Here is a 5,721-nt window from a genome sequence, read left to right as displayed (position 1 = left end):
GGCCGTCGGCCCGATCGCGCTGATCTCGGCGCCGACCGCGGCCGTGCAGGCGGCGCTGCTCGGGCGCTACGGCTTTCATCGCGACGAGTTGTACTTCCTGGTCGCCGGTCGGCATCTCGCCTGGGGCTACGTCGACCAACCGCCGCTCACCCCGTTGACGGCCCGCGCGGCGACCGCGCTGTTCGGCGACAGCCCACAGGGGCTGCGGATCCCCGCGGTGCTCGCCTACGTCGCGACGGTGTGGCTCGTCGCGTTGATCGCGCGCGAATTCGGCGCCGGGCGCGGCGCACAAGTGCTCGCGGCGGGCTGTGCGGCGGCGTCGGGGATCGTGCTGGGGGTCGGCCACCTGATGTCCACGGCGACCTTCGACATTCCGGGCTGGCTGCTCGTGTCGTGGCTCGTGCTGCGGGTGCTGCGCACGGACGACGACCGCTGGTGGGTCGGCGTGGGCGCGGCGGTCGGGTTCGCGATGTTCAACAAGTACCTGGTGGCCTACCTGGTGGTCGCGCTGCTCGTCGGGCTGTTCGCGGTCGGTCCGCGCACGGTGCTGCGTGGCCGGTGGTTCGCGGGCGGGGTCGTGGTCGCGGTGGTGCTGAGCGCGCCCGGGCTGATCTGGCAGGCCACCCACGACTGGCCGCAGCTGACCGTTGCCTCGGGCATCAGTTCGGACGACGGCGTGGCGAACCGGGTGATGTTCGTTCCGCTGCAACTCGCCTATCTTTCACCGCTGTTCGTGCCGATCTGGGTCGCCGGTGGGCTGCGACTGTGGCGGGATCGGGAGATCGCTTGGGCCCGGTCGATCGTGCCCGCGTACGGCGTGCTGTGCGTGCTGGTCGTGGGATCGGGCGGCAAGCCGTACTACGCGTTGCCGTTGCTGCTCGTGCTGCTCGCGGCGGGCTGCGAACCGGTGCTGCGGTGGGCGCGCTCGGCGCACCGGGGACGGGCGTTCGCGCTCGGTACGGTGATGGCGCTCGCGGCCGGCACGGGCGTGGTGATCTCGCTGCCGGTGTTGCCGCCGGCCGCGGTCGACAAGGTCGTGGCGATCAACCCCGAACAGGGCGAGCAGATCGGCTGGCCCGCCCTCGCGGACGCGGCGGCGGCCGGGTGGGCGCAGATCCCTCCCGAGCGGCGCGCGCGGGCGGTGCTGTTCGCCGGCAACTACGGCGAGGCGGGCGCGCTCGACCGCTACGGTCACGCCCGCGGCCTGCCCAAGCCGTACTCCGGCCACATGTCCTTCGCCGACTGGGGTCCGCCGCCGGAGACCGCCGACGGCCCGGTGCTGGTCGTGCACGTCAAGGGCGCCACGACGGCCCGTCCCTTCACCGACTGCCGCGTGGTGGCCCGCGTCGACAACGGCGAACACCTCGACAACGAGGAACAGGACGCGGTCGTCGAACTGTGCACGGGCGTCCGGGGCCCGTGGTCTCGGGTGTGGCCCTCCCTTCGGCACTTCTACTGACCGACCTACGGCGCTTCCATCGATCGACGCACCCTCGGCGCTGCCGCCGACCGACCGCGACCGCCCCGCGCGACCGGCTCCCGCGACGACGCGGCGCCGGCTGGTCGGGTTCGGAGTCGGAGGGTGGGCACCACGGGGAGTGGATCTCCGTGGGTCACAACGCGGTCCTGCACGGATGCACGGTGGAGGACGACGTACTGATCGGGATGGGCGCGGTCGTGCTCAACGGGGCCCGGATCGGGGCCGGTTCGCTGATCGCGGCCAACGGCGAGGGCTACCTGTTGCCGGCCGAGGCGCATCGCGACGTCACGCCGTAGCGCCCGTCCGACGCCCAGCCGCCCGGGACCTGCGGCGAGCGCGCCGCAACCGGCCGGCGAGTGGCCCCGGCGGCTCGACCCGCGCACCGCGCCGTCACTCGGCCGGGGCGTCTTGCGGCCTCGGATGCCGGCGCAGGATCAGCAGCGCGATGTCGTCGCGCGTGTCGCCGCCGAGCTCGGACAGCAGGTGGTCGGCCAGTAGTTCGGGATCGTGCGACTGCGACCACACGCGCACCGTCTCCTCCCGCAGCCGGTTCATGCCCGCGTCGAGGTCGCTTCGACGTTCCTCGATCAGGCCGTCGGTGTAGAGCACGAGCGTCTCGCCCGGCTCCAACCGGATCGAGGTCGCGTCGGCGCGCGGGAGATCGAGGCCGAGCAGCGGGCCGCTCACCTCCAGGTAGCGACTGGCGCCCGACTCGTCGACCACGAGCGGCGGCAGGTGACCGGCGTTCGCGATCCGCATGTCGCCGGTGTGCTGATCGAAGATCAGCACACACACGGTGACCGTCTCGTAGGGCTGGAAGCGCAGCATCATCGCGTTCAGCCGGTCCAGGACCGCGTGCGGCGGATGGCCCTCGCTCGCGAACGCCCGCAGCGAATGCCGTACTTCGCCCATGATCGTCGCCGCGCGCAGGGAGTGCCCCGCGACGTCGCCGATCGCGACGAGTATCCGCCGGTCGTCGAGCGCGACCGCCTCGTAGAAATCGCCGCCGATCTCCGCCTGGTCGGACGCCGGCACGTAGCGCACCGCGACGTCCACGTCGTCGATGTCCGGCAGAATCGCGGGCAGGAAGCTGCGTTGCAGGGTCAACGCGAGCGCGTGTTCCTCGGCGTAGGAGCGCAGCGCCTCGGCCGCGAGCGCGCCGGTGCGGGCCAACTCGCGCAGCGCCTCGGCCTGCTCCGGCTTGCGCACCGCCGGCGCCGGTACCGCCAGTACGGTCGGCGGCCGGGTCACGTGCGTGCGCGAGACGACCAGATGCACGTCGGTCTCCATCAGCGAGTTCGGCATCCGCAGATCCCACTGGGCCCACGGCACGACCACCGACGTCGTGCCGGTGGCCGCCGCGTCGCCGAGCCCGGCGAGGCGCAACAGGACGTCGAACATGCTCGGCGGCACGCTCCACTGCACCGGCTCGGCCTCGCGCCCGGGCACGACCGTACGGCGCGCGCGCCCGTCCAGGTCGCGCACATAGGCGGCGGCCGGGCTGCGGGTGATCCGGGCCGCACCGGTGGCCATCGCGTCGCCCAGGCCCACCACGTCGCGGGCGGCGTTGATCAGCATCGTGGCCCGCGCGAGCGAGGTGAGCACGGCCGCGGTGTGCTCGGCTTCGCGCCGCGCGTGCGAATAGCGAAGCGCGGCCTGCACCGTGGCGAGCAGGACCTCGGGGTCGATCGGCTCGATCAGGTAGGCGTCGGCCCCCCGATACAGGCCCTGGGCCCGGTCGTCCACCGTGATCGCGTGCGCCGACACGTGGATCACCGGCACGCTCGCGGTCAGCGGATCGTTCTTGATCTGCTCGCACACCTCGAAGCCGCTCATGTCCGGCAGCCGTACGTCGACGATCGCCACGTCGATGCCGTCGCCCTCCTCGAAGGCCGAGCGCGCCACCGTCAGGCCCTGGGCACCGGTGGACGCCTCGATCACGGTGTGGCCGGCGCGGCGCAGCCAACTGCCGATGATGTAGAGGTTGGTGGGTGTGTCGTCCACGACGAGCACACTCGCGCTCCGCCGGCCGCGAACGGCTTCGCCGGGTGGGCCCGTCTGCCCTGATGCCACGATGCCGGTCACGATGCTCCTCCAGTCTCCTCGTCCCGAGGCAACGCGGTCAGAATCTGCGACAGCACCCGCGCGGTCAGCCCCGCCTTGGCGGTCACCGACGCGGCGAAGTCGAGTTCGCTGCGATCGGGCAGTCGGTCCGGTTCGGCCGCCGTGATCACCACGACCGGCACCGGGGCCAGCTCGGGGTGCAGCGCGAGTCGACGCAGCAGCTCGAAGCCGTCGACGTCGGGCATGTACAGGTCGAGGAAGATCACGTCCGGTGCGCACGCCTGGGCGGTGGTCAGCGCGTCGGTGCCGCCGGGTACCTCGACGAGACGGTCCACGAGTTCGCGCGCGAGGGCGCGGAACAGCTCGCGAAAGGCCGGGTCGTCGTCGATGAGCAGCGCCGTCCCGATGCGGCGCGTCGGGCGCCCGTCCGGGTCGGTGCCGGTGGGCAGGAGCAGGGTGACGGTGGTGCCCCGGCCGACGGCGCTGTCCAGGGTGAGCGTGCCGCCGAGCAGTTTTGTCAGGCTGCGCGCGTACGGCAGGCCGAGCCCGGTGCCCGGGGCGTGGGCCTGGAGTGGACCGGGTACCTGGTAGAACTCCTCGAACACCCGGCCCTGTTGGTCGGGTGCGATGCCGATACCGGAGTCGCTCACGGTCATCACGAGCCGGGCCGCCCGCACCTCGTGCACCACGGTCAGGCTGATCTCGCCGGCCTCGGTGTACTTGACCGCGTTGGAGAGCAGATTGTGCAGGATCCGGGTGAGCATGACCTCGTCGGTGACGATGGGCGGCAGTTCCCCGACGGCCTCCACGGACAGGGTCACGTCGGGCGAGGTCACCACCGGACGCATCATCGAACGCACCCGGTCGAGCAGTTCGACCGGGTCGATCGGGGCCAATGTGGCCTCCACCCGCCCCGATTCGGCCTTGGCCATGTCCAAGAGCTCGTTGACCATGTCCAGCAGGGTCGCCCCGGACTCGGCGATCAGTTCGCCCTGTCGGCGTTGGTCCGCGCCGAGCGGCCCGCCGGTGGGGTCCAACAGCAGCCGGGCCAGTCCGATCACCGAGTTGACCGGCGTGCGCAGTTCGTGGCTGACGTTGGCCCAAAATCGCGACTTGGTCTCGCTCGCCTCGCGCAACTGCTCGCTCTTGTCCTCCAACTCGCTGTACAGCGCGACCACGCCCCGGTTGGTCTCCTCCAGTTCCCGGGACAGCTCCCCGTACAACGCGACGACACCCTGGTTGGTCTCCTCCAACTCGGCGTTCAGGCGCTGTAGTTCCTGGCTCCGGTGGTGCAGGTCCTCCAGGGTGCTCAGCAACTCCTGGTTCTGCAGCCGCAGTTCCTCCATCGCGCTGCGAGGTCGCACGCTCGCGATCCGTGCGCGCACCTGCGCCTGCCAGGTGTGGTCGACGGGCACGCTGTTCGCGGCCAGCGCCTTGCGCAGCACGATCCGGTTCGCACCGTGCTCGACCCGATCCATCAGCCGCTCGGCGGCGTCGGCCGCGGCCAGTTCGGCGGCGCCCGGGTCGGCCTCCCACGACAGGGTGATCACCAGGCAGGGGACGCGCTCGGCGGGGTCCACCCCGAAGACGATCTCGGCCGGCCCGATCGCCTCGATCAGCTCGCGACCGAGTTCGCTGAGCACGGTCGCGACCCGGGTACGGTCCTGCGGGCCCAGACCCACGGCCTCGGCGACGTCGCGACCCAACTGGCGGACCACGAACACGTCGTGCGCGGTCGCGAGGTGACAGCGCGCCACCTCCGCCGCCGGCGGTTCGAGGTCGCCGTCCACGGTCGGATTCATCTCGGTGGGCCGGCCGCGACCAGCACGCACGCGTCGTCGGAGCGGATCCCCGCGTCGCGCAGCAACGTGGCCGCGACCGCGAGCGGGCCGTGCGACAGCAGGCCCGGCGCGTCGGCCGCGCGCCGGCGCTCGGTCAGGCCGTCGGAGTGCAGCGCCACCATCGATCCCGCCGGCAGCTCGTACTCGAACACGCGCAGGCTGCGCGCGTGGTGACCGGCGATGCCCGGCAACGGAATCATGCCGCGCCGACCCGTGTCGCCGAGCACTACGCCGGAGACGTTGCCGACGCCGCAGAAGCGGACCACGCCCGCGTCGCGGTCGAGTTCGGCCACCGACACGGCGCCGCCGCGGGTGCCCGCCAAGGCGCGGTGCACG

General features: G+C 72.2%; 4 protein-coding genes and 1 pseudogene. 2 read left to right on the top strand and 3 right to left on the bottom strand.

Translation table 11 applies throughout. The features are described 5' to 3' along the window. The coding region (locus GT354_RS10670) for a glycosyltransferase family 39 protein (RefSeq protein ID WP_202511735.1) at positions 1–1,459 on the top strand (1,459 nt) is incomplete at its 5' end. A gap of 134 nt (positions 1,460–1,593) precedes the next feature. Then, positions 1,594–1,722, top strand: a pseudogene (locus tag GT354_RS10665) (gamma carbonic anhydrase family protein); the annotation flags it as partial. Positions 1,723–1,870: 148 nt separating this feature from the next. On the opposite strand, the gene GT354_RS56445 reads toward GT354_RS10665, so the two are convergent. The 3 genes from GT354_RS56445 to GT354_RS10650 all read right to left on the bottom strand — a co-directional run. Then, positions 1,871–3,565, bottom strand: coding sequence for a fused response regulator/phosphatase (locus GT354_RS56445; protein WP_202511734.1), 1,695 nt, complete (start codon positions 3,563–3,565; stop codon positions 1,871–1,873). Then, entirely contained in the window at positions 3,562–5,346 is a 1,785-nt protein-coding gene (locus tag GT354_RS10655; RefSeq protein WP_161356042.1) for an ATP-binding protein, read from the bottom strand. Before GT354_RS10655 ends, GT354_RS56445 begins: the two co-directional genes overlap by 4 nt. Continuing rightward, a partial coding sequence (locus GT354_RS10650; protein WP_161356041.1) for a SpoIIE family protein phosphatase occupies positions 5,343–5,721 on the bottom strand: 379 nt, incomplete at its 5' end. The genes GT354_RS10655 and GT354_RS10650, both read right to left, overlap by 4 nt.

The organism is Streptomyces sp. SID3343, assembly GCF_009865215.1.
Classification (GTDB): Bacteria; Actinomycetota; Actinomycetes; order Streptomycetales; family Streptomycetaceae; genus Embleya.
Note: the sequence above shows the minus strand (reverse complement) of the source record. Positions and strands in the feature narration are given on the sequence as shown.